Below are 12,300 nucleotides of genomic sequence, written 5' to 3' on the forward strand. Positions count from 1 at the left end.
ATGGTCATTCCGGCGCCGAAATACAAGATCAACAAGCGCGACGTGGTCCTGCACGAGCGCCTGCAGGAGGCCTATGACGAGGGCCGGCTGATCGTCCACACCGATTTCATGCGCCTGAACCGCACCGACAGCCCGGTGTTCAGCCCCTGGCTCAACACCGTGCCGCTGCTGACCCTTCTGACGCTGGCGCTGCTGGTGCTGCTGTTCGGCGGGCTGCTGTCGGGCACGGTGGCGCTGGTCTTCGCGGTGGCCATCTACGCCCTGGCGATCCGCCCCTGGACGGCCCAGACGGTCCATCGGAAGGCCGTCGCCCTGATGATGCGCGACGCCGGCGCCTGGGTCCGCCTGTGGGCCCACGGCGGCATCGTCCTGCAACTGGCCGCCGACCGCCGCGTGGGCTGCGTCGCGCCGGAAGGCGACTGGCGCGCCTTCGCCTCCCGCTATTTCACCGAGAAGGCCGGGACCGCCTCGCCCGGCCTGTCCATGGCCTGAGCCCGACGGAGTGTCCATGTCGTCCGACGCCCGCACCCATGTGCTGACCCGTATCCGCCGCTCCCTCAACCGGGGCGAACTGCCCGAAGAGGCGCGCGCCGAGCTGGACCGCCGCATCAACGAGCCCAAGCCGGGTGTCGTGCCCGCTCGCGCGACCGGCGAGCACGCCGCCCTGGTGGAGCGCTTCGTGGAGATGGCCGAGTTCGCCGCCGCCACCGTCACCCGCGTGCCCGGCATGGAGGCCGTGCCCCATGCGGTGGCCGACTGGCTGAAGGGCCACAACCTGGGTCCCAAGGTGGTCGCCGCCCCCGATGCGACGCTCGACGGCCTGGAGGGCCACGGCACGCTGGAGGTGACCCGCGGCGTGGCGCATCCGGCCGACCAGGCCTCCGTCACCCCCTGCTTCGCCGGCGTGGCGGAAACGGGGACGCTGGTGCTGCTGTCGGGGCCGGACAACCCCACCAGCCTCAACTTCCTGCCCGACAACCACATCATCGTGGTCCGCGCCAGCCAGATCGTCGGCGGATATGAAGAAGCCTGGGCGAAGTTGCGGGCGCAGGGCGCGGTGCCGCGCACGGTGAACATGGTCACCGGACCGTCGCGCACCGGCGACATCGAGCAGACGCTGCAACTGGGCGCCCACGGGCCCCGGCGTCTGCACATCGTGCTCATCGACGACCAAAAGCGCGGGACGGGCAGCGGCGAAGGGTGATGGCGCGGCGCGGTCGGAAACGGTCCCTCACGCCCGACGAGGCGGCGCTGTGGCAGGCGGTGGTGCAGACCGCCGAGCCGCTGGCGCCCGCCCGTGCCCGCCCGGCCGCGCCCGATCCCGAGCCGCAACCGGACCCCGAGGCCGAGGCGCCTCCCCTGCCGCCCATCCCGCGCCCCAGCAAAAGCGGCTATCGCGCCTCCTCCGGCGGCATGGCGGCGGTGCACGGCGCCCAGACACCGGCCTCGGAGGCCAAAAGGCGCCTGCACCAGTTGTCCCACGGCCAGACGGCGGGCATCGACCGGCGCACCGCCAGCCGCTTCACCCGCGGGCGCATGGGCATCGACGGGCGCATCGATCTGCACGGCATGACGCAGGAAACGGCGCACCGGGCCCTGTGCGGCTTTCTCGCGCGCGCCTACGACAAGGGCAGCCGCTGCGTCATCGTCGTGACCGGCAAGGGCTCGCGCGGGGGCGAAGGCGGCGGCGTTCTGCGGCGCATGGTGCCCATGTGGCTGAACGAACCGGGCCTGCGCTCGCGCATCCTGTCGTTTTCCCATGCCCAGCCCCGTGACGGCGGCGAAGGGGCGCTCTATGTGCTGCTCAAGCGGAAGCGCGGCGGATGACCCCCTTCGGTGCCCGGTTGCGCGAACTGCGCGAGGCGCGCGGCATCGCCCTGAAGGACATGGCGGCCGAGGTCGGCGTCACGCCGGCCTACCTGTCGGCGCTGGAACACGGCCACCGCGGACGGCCGGGATCGGGCCTGGTGATGCTCATCTGCGGGTCGCTCGGGCTCATCTGGGACGAGGCGGAGGAGTTGAAGCGCCTGGCCGAGGTTTCGCGTCCCAAGGTCTCCATCGACACCGGCGGCCTCAGCCCGGCGGCGACCGAACTGGCGAACCGCCTGGCGCAGCGCATCCGCGACCTGGACGACGCGACGCTGGCCGAGATGCTGGCCCTGGTCGATCGGCCGGCGGCCCGCGCGGCGGGGCATCGCGGCCGGCGCCAGCCGCGTTGAAGGATCATCGGCGCTGCGGCGGCGCGCCTCGTGTCGGCCGTCCCCGCGCCCCACGATCGCCACGGTCGGCGCCCACACTGGCGCCAACCGGTCAGAAAAGGGATGGATTGGAAGCGATGAAGCGTGTTTCTCGGAACGTGGCGGCGGCTGTGCTGCTGGCCGGCCTGTCGGGCCTCGGCATGGCGGGCTGGAGTGCCCCGGCGGCGGCGGTGGTCGAGGGCAACCTGGGCCCGCAGGAGCGCGAGGCGCTGGGCAAGGCCGAACAGGCGCTGAACAGCATCGACACGCTGCAGGCGCGGTTCCTCCAGCTGGCGTCGAGCGGCAACAGCGTGGAGGGCGAGGTCTACATGGACCGCCCCGGCAAGATGCGGCTGGAGTACGACACCGCGCCCATTCTCATGGTCGCCAACGGCCGCCACCTGATCTATGTGGACAAGGAACTGGACCAGGTCAGCTACCTGGGCCTCAGCCAGACGCCCGTCGGCGTGCTGCTGCGCCAGAACGTCAGCTTCGGCGACCCCGACATCACCGTCACCGACGTGCGCCGCAAGGACGGTGTGGCCGAGATCGACGTGGTCCAGACCGAGGATCGCGGGTCCGGCACGCTGACGCTGGTGTTCACGGAAAACCCGTTCGAACTGCGCCAGTGGCGCGTGGTGGACGCCCAGAACACGCAGACGGCCGTGTCGCTCTACAACACACGCACGGGCATGGCCCTGCCCAAGGACCTGTTCGAATACTCCCGCCAGGTCGATCCCACCAATCCCATGGGGCGGAATTGATGGTGGAAACGACGGATCTCGGCGTGCTGTTCGTCGCCGGCTTCGGCCCGATCGCCCACACGCCCGCCCGCGGCTGCGCCTTCTGGCGCGATACCCTGGGCCTGCCGCTGACGCCCATGGAAGGGAACCCGGACTATCTGGTCGCCCACGGCCTTGAGGGCGCGAAACATTTCGCGGTCTGGCCGCTGGCCCAGGCGGCGCAGTCGTGCTTCGGCACCGAGGCGTGGCCCGAGAACGTTCCGGTTCCGCAATGCTGGGTCGAGTTCGATGTCGCGGACCTTGAGCGGGCGACGGCACTGCTGAAGGAGCGGGGCTGCACGCTGCTGGTGGAAAACCGCAACGAGCCGTGGGGCCAGCGCGTCACCCGCCTGCTGGCACCCGAAGGAACGCTGGTCGGCGTCACGCACACGCCGGCGCTGCGCGAAGGCGGCGACGAAGCATAGGGAAAGGGATCGGGGCGGTCTCTGCTTTCGCGCAACATCGTTTCGTGGAAGCTATGCAAAAAGATATACAGATCATGCGCCTTCGGGATTGCGGCGCGGAAAAAAGCGACCCATATTCAGCCTGTCCCGGAGGCACCCCCCCTCGCCTTCGGGATGTGGGATCCGGCTGGTCCCCCCCTTTCGCCGGATCTCGCCCCTCGGCTCAACGAGCCTGGCGCCCGGTCCGCTCCCCCCCGGATCGGGCGCTTCCCTTATGGGCCCTGCCTCCTGCTATACTGCGCGCGAAATCAACGCCTTGAAGCAGGAGTCGCCATCGTGGCCTTTGTGGTTCCCGCGCCCCGGATTCCCGCCGTGCCCGTAGAGGGCACCGAAGACACCTTCCCCGTCCGCCGCGTCTTCTGCGTCGGCCGCAATTACGCCGCCCATGCCCGCGAGATGGGCGCCAACCCGGACGCCGAGCCGCCGTTCTTCTTCATGAAGCCGGCCGATGCCCTGGTGCCGGGCGGCGGAAACGTCCCCTACCCCCCTGCTACGGAAGACCTGCATCACGAGGTGGAGATGGTCGTCGCCCTGCGCGACGGCGGCGCCGACATCGCGCAGGAAGCGGCGCTGGATGCCGTGTTCGGCTATGCGGTGGGAATCGACCTGACCCGGCGCGATCTCCAGGCCGCCGCCAAGAAGGGCGGCAAGCCCTGGGACATGGCGAAGGGCTTCGATGCCTCCGCCCCCGTGTCCGCCATTTGCCCCGCCGACCGCTGCGGCCACCCGTCCAGCGGCGCGGTGACGCTGTCGGTGGATGGAGAGGTGCGGCAGAGCGGCGATCTGGCGGACATGATCTGGTCGGTGCCCGCCATGATCGCCTACCTGTCGACGCTGGTGATCCTCAAGCCCGGCGACCTGATCTTCACCGGCACGCCCGAAGGCGTCGGCCCGGTGGCGCGCGGGTCGCGGATGGAGGCGTCGGTGGCAGGCGTCGGCACCCTGGCGGTGACGCTGGTCTGATGAAAATCGTGACCTGGAACGTCAACTCCCTGCGGCTGCGCCTGGGCCTGGTGGAAAAGCTGACCGACGAGCTGGCGCCGGACGTCCTGTGCCTGCAGGAAACCAAGTGCCCGGACGATCTGGTCCCGCGCGAGGACCTGGAGCGCCTGGGCTGGACCCACGTCGCCCACCATGGGCAGAAGGGCTACAACGGGGTCGCCATCCTGTCGAAGCGGCCGCTGTCCAACGTGCGCTCCCACAGCTGGTGCGACACGCCGCAGTGCCGCCACCTGATCGCGGAAGTGGACGGAATGGAGGTCCACAGCCTCTACATCCCCGCCGGCGGCGACGTGCCGGACCCCGACAAGAACCCCAAGTTCGACCAGAAACTGCGGTTCCTGGACAAGATCACCGACTGGTTCGCCGGCACCTACGGCCCGCGCGACCCCATCGTGCTGGCCGGTGATTTCAACGTGGCACCTCTGGCGGCGGACGTGTGGGACCACAAGAAGCTTCTGAAGGTGGTCACCCACACGCCGGCGGAGACGACGCGGCTGGGGTTCCTGCAACAGACGCTGAACTGGACCGACACCACCCGCCACTTCATTCCCCAGGACGAACCGGCCTTCACCTGGTGGAGCTACCGCAGCCCCGACTGGCGCAAGGGCAACCGGGGCCGGCGGCTGGACCACATCTGGGTGACGCCGGCCTTGAAGGACCGGCTGGTGGACCATGACATCCACGTCGACGGGCGGAATTGGGAGAAGCCCTCCGACCATGTGCCCGTGGCGGTGACGCTGTCCGGCTGAGGGGTGGTCGGTGGCGGAGGTGGATTCTGCTTTCGCTGAACAGGCATTCACATCCGCCGCCAGCCAACGTGCGACGGTCGCCCGATTCCGTGTTTCACGTGAAACACTTGGCCGTCAGCGGCGGCCGATCACGATGTCCCGCAGGCCGTATTCCCCCGGCGCAGTGAACAGCCACACCCGGTCGCACAGGGTATCGTTCAGGGCGATGCCCTGGGGGCAGACCGGCGGAGCCGTGTAGCCGGTGAGGTCCAGAACCGACTGCGGCTCGATCTGCATGATCTCCATGTCCACGAGGCGCGGCGCTCCGCAGAGCGCCGTGAAGGCCACCGAGTCGAAGTCCAGCCACGTCACGGATATTTCCTCAAGGTTCCGCCCCGGCTGGTGCACGGCCATCGTGAGGACGGGGCCGTCGGGCGACTCCAGATCCAGGTACTGGAGCACCATGTCCGGCCGCCCGTCGCAGGTTACATCCGCCTCCCGCGCCGCCAGCCGCCCCGGCTCCACCTCCGGTCCCCAAAGGAAGCGCGCCGGCTCCATCGCCCCCGATGGCAGGTGTTCGCCCGGTGGGACAGGTGTCTCGGCGGTGGCGGGCGTGGTCGCCAGGGCCACGGCGCAAAGAACAGCGGCGCCGGCCGTGCGCCGCCCCGCATGATGCCAGAGCATGGATGACACTCCCCGTTTCCGGCGCCCCTGCCCCGGCGCGCCGCGATCCCTCATGCCACCAGGTCGATCCGGTCGGCGGGTGGCGTGGTGTTTCCATAGGCCTGGGTGGTGCCGTAGGCGCGCGCGGCCGGGCCGAAGACGTCGGAGCGCAGCACCGACGGGGTGGCCAGAACCGGCTCGGCGGCGCCGTCCGGCGCCTCCTGCGTGTCTGCCTGGGTGGCCCCGGCCTCCTCGTGCTCCTGCCGGCGCAGTTCGGCCGACGCGGCGGCCTTTTGCGCATCGGCGCGCGCGGCGACGGCGCGGTCCTGGCCCGAGGGCTCGGCAGGCGCCAGGGCGGCGGCCTTGACCCGCTCCATCTTGTCGATGGTGGCTTGCGGATCGTCCTCGGGAGAGGCGTCTATGGGCACCTCGCCGCCGATGGCGTAGGACTGCCCGTCGGGCCCCTTCACGGTTTCATAGGAGGCCGCGCCGGCGAGATGGCCGCCGACGGTCTGGTGCGCCTGTTCGTGGCGGCGCACCTCCGAGTCGCGGGCCTTCAGGTCGCGAAGGGTGCGCTGTTCATCGGCCGAAAGCTCGCCCGGCCGTTTGGTGGTCGCGGTGTCGGTTTCGGCGGCGGCCTCGGCGGCCTGCCCCCGGCCCGACTCGACCAGCCGCTGTGCCTCGCGCGAGAGGGAAACCGTGTCCCCGGTTTCGAGGGTCCGCGACAAGGTGTCCCGCGCCTGCGGCTGACGCTCTGCGTCGCGCTGAGTCTCCTGGGCAGGCGCGGTCTTCTCCGCCGCCGGCCGCGCCCACGAGGGCGGCACGGGCATGGCGGAGGGCGGCAGGCCGGGCTGTATGGGAGGTGAACTCATGACGCGGGCGTCCATGCAATCCACGGCGCCCTAGGCGGGCGCACCGAAAGACGCCGAAGAGTGTACGCCTTCCGGTGCACGATGAAAAGGCGGGCGTCTCTACTTTTTCCCGCCGAAGTAGGCCTTGCTGGCCGCGAAGACGACGCCCGACAGGGCGACCAGCGCGATCAGGTTGGGCACGGCCATCAGCGCGTTCATGATGTCGGCGATGGTCCACACGAGGTCAAGCTGCGCCGTCGCACCGATGTAGAGCGCCACCACCCACAGCAGGCGGTAGGGCAGCACGGCCTTCACGCCCATCAGGTAGACGGCCGTGCGCTCGCCGTAATAGGCCCAGCCGAGCACGGTGGTGAAGGCAAAGATCACCAGCCCAAAGGTGACGATCAGTTCGCCGCCCTCGAATCCCCGGCCGAAGGAGGCCGCCGACAGGGCCGCGCCGGTCTGGCCCGTCAGCCACTCGCCGCTGGTCAGGATCACCAGCGCCGTCATGGTGCAGACGATGATGGTGTCGATGAAGGTGCCCAGCATGGCGACGGTGCCCTGGCGCACCGGCTCGTTCGTGCGGGCGGCGGCATGGGCGATGGGAGCCGAGCCAAGCCCCGCCTCGTTGGAGAAGATGCCGCGCGCCACGCCGAAGCGCAGGGCCGCCCACACCGCCGCGCCGGCGAACCCGCCGGTGGCGGCCGTGCCGGTGAAGGCGTCCGAGACGATCATGGCAAGCGTCGCCGGAACCTCGGCGATGTTCAGGGCGATCACCACGGCGGCGGCGCCGACATAGAAGATCGCCATGAGCGGCACCAGACGTTCCGCTACCGTACCAATGCGGCGGATGCCGCCGATGATGACCAGGAAGGCCAGCACGGCCAGCGTCACGCCGGTCCAGGCGTGGGGCACGGCAAAGGTCTGGTTCAAGGCGTCGGCCACGGAATTGGCCTGAACGGTGTTGCCGATGCCGAACGCGGCGATGGTGGCAAACAGGGCGAACAGCCAGGCCAGCCACGCCCACTTTCGTCCCATGCCGTTGCGGATGTAGTACATGGGACCGCCGATGTATTCGCCGCGCGCGTCGGTCTCGCGGTAAGTGACGGCCAGCACGGCCTCGGCGTATTTGGTGGCCATGCCGACAAGGGCCGTGATCCACATCCAGAATACGGCACCCGGGCCGCCCAGCGCGATGGCGGTGGCGACGCCCGCGATGTTGCCGGTTCCGACCGTGGCCGACAGCGCCGTGGTCAGTGCCTGGAACGGCGTGATGTCGCCGGCGTGGTCCGGGTCGGCCTTGCGGCCGGCCAGCGTCATCCGGATACCGTAGGGCAGCTTGCGCTGGGGCAGCAGCTTGAGCCCGATGGTCAGGTACAGGCCGGTGCCCAGCAGCAGCACCAGCATCACCGGGCCCCAGACGAACCCGGAGATCTCGCCCAGAATGGTGTTCAGGTCCATGACCGTGACGTCCTTTCTTCCGAGGAGCTTAATCAATCAAGCGAAGAAAGGGGGCGTTCTGCGCGATTCCGGCCGGCGGGGCAAGGGCCGCTTGCGGCCGGACACCGGCTCAGGCCGTGGCCGCGCCTTCCAGCACGTCGCCGACGTCGTTGCGATCCCACAACGGCTTCCAGTCGAAGAACGGCGGCAGGATCTCGTCGTATTGCAGGTGGACCGCGGCCGGGGTCATGGGGCTGAAGGCCGGCATGATCTCGAACAGGCGGTTGGTGGTGGCGCGCTCCGATCCCAGCTTGCGCTTTTTCGTGGCGACAAAGCGCGTGCCCTCGAAGCAGTCCCAGTGGTCGCGGACCACATGCGCGTGGGTGAACAGCGTATGGGTGGCGTTGTGGATGGTGCGCCACCGCCGGTCCCGTCCCAGCACCAGGTAGGACGGCGGGTGATCGGTGTAGAGCGAGCCGTGTTCCTGCGGCGCGATGACCAGCGGGCCGCCGATACGCGCGGCCGTGTCGCGGTAGAAGTCCCACATGGCGCGGACGCCGGCCGCTTCATGCAGCCAGTCGTCCTCGACGAAGTAGACCAGCCCGTCCAGCCCGCGCGCCCAGTCGAACTGTTCGTGCAGGCTCGGCCCCTGGCCCCGTTCGCCGGTGGTGACAACCTCCACCGGCACCCGCGCATCGGCAAGAACCTGCTTCAGGCGGGCCAGCGGAGCGGCGTCGGAATGGTCGTCCAGCACCCGCAGCGAGACCGATCCGCCGCCACTGGCGGCCGCGTCGTTCAGGGACCGGACCAGCGAGCGGGCGCAGCGCAGCGTCAGTTCCTCAAGGCTCGAACCCGTGAGGCGCGGCTTGGGATTGACGTTGCGGTTCTCGCGCAGGCAGGTGCGCAGGCACACATGCAGAGTGTCGATGTCCGCCGCCGGCCCCTGGCCCTTGGGCCGGGCCTCCAGCCCCTCCACCGCCGCGCCGGCGGGGGCCTCGGCCAGCGCCCGGTGCAGCACGCGCATGCCGCCCAGCCCCAGGCCGTTGTCCTTGCGGACCTGATAGCCCTTGAGGCGCACGAGTCTGTCGGCGAAGCGGATGAGCGGGTTCATGGGGCCACCTCTGCATGTGAAGTGGCCCCTTTATTCATGCTCGCGCTGCCGGGCGCAAGAGCCGACGCCGTTACGGGAAGGTAACGGTCGCCACCGCGCGCCGCACCTTGCCGTCCGACCAGGTCTCGGGCTCCGTCGGCGGCGCGTCTGCGGCCGGAACGGTGGTGCCGGTGCCCGGCGTGTCCAGGATGACGGTGCCGGCATCGGTGGTGACCGAAACCTCGCCCTCCACCAGGAAGACCGAGAACGCGCCGTCGATCACGCCGCCCCAGACGTCGGTGCCGCGGATGCCGATGGTGGCGACGGGCGTGACGATCTGGGTGCCCTCGGCGTGGCGCAGCGCGCCGGAAATCAGGCGGAAGGCGCCGTCGACATACATCTTCAGCGCCGTCTCGTCCTCGCCCAGCACCAGGTCGTCGACCACCAGTTCGGCGTTTTCGCCCAGCAGCAGCGTGCCCTCGTCCAGCAAAGCCACCTGAAGGCGGCCGCCGGGGCCGGTGGTCAGGCGGTCCTCGTTGGCGACGGGATCGCTGGGTTTCAGCGCCATGGCCTGCTGTGCCCGTTCCGCCCGGGCCTCGCGGGCGACGCGGGTGACGATGCCCACCGGCCCGACGCCGGCCACGGCGGCTTCCTGCTGGTCCTGCGCCAGCACCGGCGGCACGGCGGCGGGGGCGGCCACAAGGATGGCGGCGGCGAGGGTGATGGCGGCCAGGACGCGGTGCATGGGCAGGAGGCTCCGGCAGACAGAAGAACGGTCACGCCTCCGCTGTACGCAGCGGGGTGATGCCTGGGCTGTAACAACTGGGTGAGCGGAACCGATCCCCGCCGTCAGGGCGCGTAACGGAGGTAGGCCACCTTCGCCTTGCCGTAGACGCGCACGTCCTCCAGCACGAAGCCCTCCGGCGGCTCCGGGTCGCGGGTGCTGGGAATTTCCACCACGCAGACGGCCCCCGGCGCGATCCACCCCTGCTGCGCCAGGGCGATCAGGGCCGGTGTTTCCAGGCCGCTGCCGTAGGGCGGGTCCATGAGCACCAGCGAACACGGCGCCGGCGCGGCGGGCGGCCGGGTGGCGTCGGCGCGGGTGACGGTGACGGCGCCGCCGGCCTTAAGCGTTTCCACGTTCTGCTTCAGCGCCGCCAGCGAAGCCGGCGCCTGCTCCAGGAACGTCACGTGTCCGGCCCCGCGCGACAGGGCCTCCAGCCCCAGCGCGCCCGTGCCGGCGAAGGCGTCCAGCACGCGGGCGCCGCCCAGCCGGAAGTCGTCGGGGTCCCAGCCGTGGCCGAGCTTGGAGAACACGGCCTCGCGCGTGCGGTCGGCGGTGGGGCGGACGTCGCGCCCCTCCGGCGCCACCAGGCGCCGGCCGCGATGGGTGCCGGCGACGATGCGCATCAGGTCTCGCGCCCCTTCCCGCGCGCGGCGGCGGCCTTCTTGCGGGCGCCGGGGCGCACCTTGCGCGGCTTGGCGACCGCACGGCCAGACGTGTCGGCGGAATTCTTCTTCGGCCGGCCTTCCTTCTGTTCGCCGGGACCGCGGCCGAGCTGGTCCTTGAGCACGCGGGTCGGCACTTCCTCCACTGCGCCGCGCTCCAGCATTCCCAGATGGAACGGGCCGTAGGAGATGCGGATGAGGCGCGTGACCGTATATCCCAGGTGCTCCATCACGCGGCGCACCTCGCGGTTCTTGCCTTCCTTCAGCGATATCGTGACCCAGGCGTTGGCACCCGTCTGGCGGTCGAGGGCGGCGTGGATGGGGCCGTACTTCACGCCCTCGACGGTCACGCCGCGTTCCAGCGTCGCCAGGGTTTCGGGCCTGACGGTCCCGTGGACGCGCACGCGGTAGCGCCGCACCCAGCCCTGCGAGGGATGCTCCAGCTTGCGGGCCAGCTCGCCGTCGTTGGTGAGCAGCAGCAGGCCTTCTGAATTGATGTCCAGCCGCCCGACGGAGATCACGCGCGGCAGGCGGTCGGCCACCTTTTCGAAGACGGTCGGGCGGCCCTCCGGGTCCTTGTGCGTGGTGACCACGCCGGCGGGCTTGTGGTAGCGCCACAGGCGCGGCGGCTCGGGCGCCAGCACCGGCTTGCCGTCGACGACGATCTGTTCGTCGCCGGTGACCAGAACGGCCGGGGTGTCGAGCTTCTTGCCGTTGACCCGCACGCGGCCCTCGCCGATGAGCTTTTCGGCATCGCGGCGCGAGCACAGGCCGGCGCGCGCCAGGTACTTGGCGATGCGCTCGCCCTTTTCCGCCTCCGGGGCCGTGTCGGGGCCGGCGGCGGGGGTGTTGTCGGGGCGGTCGTCGGTCATGCGGAAGCGGCCTTCACGAAAGCGGCGAGGATGGCGTCGTCGGCCGGGCTGATGCTGTATTCGGGATGCCACTGCACGCCCAGGCAGAAGGGGTGTTCGGGGTCCTCGATGCCCTCCACCACGCCGTCCGGCGCGATGGCGTTCACGGTCAGCGTCTCGGGCACAGCCTTGACCGCCTGATGGTGGGCGGAGTTGACGGGAAACTGCAGACTGCCGGTGACGCGATGGAGCAGCGTGTCCTCCGTCACCACGACCATGTGGCCGGGTTCCGTGCGCGGGTTGGGCTGCTCGTGGGCCAGCGCGTCGTCGACCTCGTCGGGGATGTGCTGGATGAGCGTGCCGCCCAGCACGACGGCGAGCAACTGCTGCCCGCCGCAGATGCCGAGAATGGGCATCCTGCGCGCGTGGGCGCCCCGGGTGACCGCCAGCTCGAAATCGGTGCGGCCCTCTTTCAGCACCACGGTGCCGTGCTTTTCCCCGGCGCCGAACAGGGCGGGGTCCACGTCGAAGGCGCCGCCGGCGACGAGCAGGCCGTCGATCATGTCGAGATATGTCTCGGCCTGGGCGGGATCGTGGGGCAGCAGGATGGGCGTGCCGCCGGCGCGGGCGACGGCCTCGCAGTAGTTCTTGCGCAGGGCATACCAGGGCAGTGCCGAATAGCCGCCGCCGTCCTCGCTGTCGAGGGGAATGCCGATCACGGGTCGTTTTGTCGTCATGGCCCC

General features: G+C 70.3%; 16 protein-coding genes. 8 read left to right on the plus strand and 8 right to left on the minus strand.

Going from position 1 to position 12,300, the window contains the following annotated elements:
- From LG334_RS01035 to xth, 8 genes are all read left to right on the plus strand, one after another.
- Window positions 1-492, plus strand: coding sequence for a hypothetical protein (locus LG334_RS01035; RefSeq protein WP_404382458.1), 492 nt, complete (start codon window positions 1-3; stop codon window positions 490-492).
- 16 nt (window positions 493-508) lie between these two features.
- Window positions 509-1,204 carry a lactate utilization protein C gene (locus LG334_RS01040; protein ID WP_404382460.1) on the plus strand — a complete coding sequence of 232 codons (696 nt, stop codon included), beginning with the start codon at window positions 509-511 and terminating at the stop codon, window positions 1,202-1,204.
- Entirely contained in the window at window positions 1,204-1,827 is a 624-nt protein-coding gene (locus LG334_RS01045; protein WP_404382462.1) for a Smr/MutS family protein, read from the plus strand. The genes LG334_RS01040 and LG334_RS01045 overlap by 1 nt, the downstream gene beginning before the upstream one ends.
- Window positions 1,824-2,219, plus strand: a complete 396-nt coding sequence (locus tag LG334_RS01050; RefSeq protein ID WP_404382464.1) for a helix-turn-helix domain-containing protein — start codon at window positions 1,824-1,826, stop codon at window positions 2,217-2,219. The genes LG334_RS01045 and LG334_RS01050 overlap by 4 nt, the downstream gene beginning before the upstream one ends.
- 116 nt (window positions 2,220-2,335) lie before the next feature.
- Window positions 2,336-3,001, plus strand: coding sequence for an outer membrane lipoprotein carrier protein LolA (locus LG334_RS01055; RefSeq protein ID WP_404382466.1), 666 nt, complete (start codon window positions 2,336-2,338; stop codon window positions 2,999-3,001).
- A complete protein-coding gene (locus LG334_RS01060; RefSeq protein ID WP_404382468.1) occupies window positions 3,001-3,444 on the plus strand; it encodes a VOC family protein in 444 nt (147 codons plus the stop codon). Before LG334_RS01055 ends, LG334_RS01060 begins: the two co-directional genes overlap by 1 nt.
- Window positions 3,445-3,759: 315 nt before the next feature.
- The gene (locus LG334_RS01065; protein WP_404382470.1) at window positions 3,760-4,446 is read left to right on the plus strand and encodes a fumarylacetoacetate hydrolase family protein; all 687 of its coding nucleotides are present in this window, start codon (window positions 3,760-3,762) and stop codon (window positions 4,444-4,446) included.
- On the plus strand, window positions 4,446-5,234 hold the full coding sequence (gene xth, locus LG334_RS01070) for an exodeoxyribonuclease III (protein ID WP_404382472.1): 789 nt from the start codon (window positions 4,446-4,448) through the stop codon (window positions 5,232-5,234). The genes LG334_RS01065 and xth overlap by 1 nt, the downstream gene beginning before the upstream one ends.
- Window positions 5,235-5,348: 114 nt before the next feature.
- Here xth and LG334_RS01075 read toward each other — a convergent pair whose 3' ends face one another.
- The 8 genes from LG334_RS01075 to LG334_RS01110 all read right to left on the minus strand — a co-directional run bounded on the left by LG334_RS01075 (window position 5,349) and on the right by LG334_RS01110 (window position 12,294).
- On the minus strand, window positions 5,349-5,897 hold the full coding sequence (locus LG334_RS01075) for a hypothetical protein (protein ID WP_404382474.1): 549 nt from the start codon (window positions 5,895-5,897) through the stop codon (window positions 5,349-5,351).
- Window positions 5,898-5,947: 50 nt separating this feature from the next.
- Window positions 5,948-6,748: a putative metalloprotease CJM1_0395 family protein gene (locus LG334_RS01080; RefSeq protein ID WP_404382476.1), complete on the minus strand. Its 801-nt coding sequence runs from the start codon at window positions 6,746-6,748 to the stop codon at window positions 5,948-5,950.
- A gap of 99 nt (window positions 6,749-6,847) precedes the next feature.
- Window positions 6,848-8,188, minus strand: a complete 1,341-nt coding sequence (locus LG334_RS01085) for an alanine/glycine:cation symporter family protein (RefSeq protein ID WP_404382478.1) — start codon at window positions 8,186-8,188, stop codon at window positions 6,848-6,850.
- Window positions 8,189-8,297: 109 nt separating this feature from the next.
- On the minus strand, window positions 8,298-9,278 hold the full coding sequence (locus tag LG334_RS01090; RefSeq protein WP_404382480.1) for a hypothetical protein: 981 nt from the start codon (window positions 9,276-9,278) through the stop codon (window positions 8,298-8,300).
- A gap of 70 nt (window positions 9,279-9,348) precedes the next feature.
- Complete coding sequence (locus LG334_RS01095; RefSeq protein ID WP_404382482.1) at window positions 9,349-10,002, minus strand: FecR domain-containing protein; 654 nt, start codon at window positions 10,000-10,002, stop codon at window positions 9,349-9,351.
- 104 nt (window positions 10,003-10,106) lie between these two features.
- Window positions 10,107-10,667 (minus strand): 16S rRNA (guanine(966)-N(2))-methyltransferase RsmD, encoded by a 561-nt coding sequence (rsmD, locus tag LG334_RS01100; RefSeq protein WP_404382484.1) that lies wholly within the window; start codon window positions 10,665-10,667, stop codon window positions 10,107-10,109.
- Complete coding sequence (locus tag LG334_RS01105) at window positions 10,667-11,578, minus strand: pseudouridine synthase (RefSeq protein WP_404382486.1); 912 nt, start codon at window positions 11,576-11,578, stop codon at window positions 10,667-10,669. The genes rsmD and LG334_RS01105 overlap by 1 nt, the downstream gene beginning before the upstream one ends.
- Window positions 11,575-12,294, minus strand: coding sequence for a gamma-glutamyl-gamma-aminobutyrate hydrolase family protein (locus tag LG334_RS01110; RefSeq protein ID WP_404382488.1), 720 nt, complete (start codon window positions 12,292-12,294; stop codon window positions 11,575-11,577). The genes LG334_RS01105 and LG334_RS01110 overlap by 4 nt, the downstream gene beginning before the upstream one ends.
- Window positions 12,295-12,300: the final 6 nt, after the last annotated feature.

This window comes from Caenispirillum salinarum (assembly GCF_044803115.1).
GTDB classification, from domain to species: Bacteria; Pseudomonadota; Alphaproteobacteria; order Rhodospirillales; family Rhodospirillaceae; genus Caenispirillum; species Caenispirillum salinarum_A.